At 47.0% G+C, this 338-nt stretch carries 1 protein-coding gene; it reads left to right on the plus strand.

All coding sequences use genetic code 11. From position 1 onward, the window contains the following. Positions 1-262: hypothetical protein (locus tag C5F46_RS16965; RefSeq protein WP_210203011.1), on the plus strand; the 262-nt coding region annotated here is incomplete at its 5' end. Between the last annotated feature and the right edge of the window lie 76 nt (positions 263-338).

The raw sequence follows: 338 nt of genomic DNA on the forward strand, positions 1-338 counted from the left end.
GCCGGGTTCAGTGTATCTGCTTGTCTTCATTCGAAATCTCCTCGTTCATCTTGCCGAGAAAATTCTACTTTTGCAGCCCCTTAAATTCGGGGGGGATTACCTAAACACATGCCCATTCTGGCAATCTGCGTATCAGCCCGGTCTATTTGATGTTTCGCCATCCAAACACATCTTGGGTACTCCAGAGGTGAACCAAATCCATCGTGGAAAAGACAAAATTATCCGGGTACTGATAAACTTTGCGAACTCTGACAGGCTATGAGCGAAAACAACCTGTGGGGAACTTGGGTCTGATGTCAGGCGGACCACAGAGATGTTTCGGCTTATCAACTCCAAAG

It is taken from the genome of Phaeovulum veldkampii DSM 11550 (assembly GCF_003034995.1).
In the GTDB taxonomy this organism is placed as follows: Bacteria; Pseudomonadota; Alphaproteobacteria; order Rhodobacterales; family Rhodobacteraceae; genus Phaeovulum; species Phaeovulum veldkampii.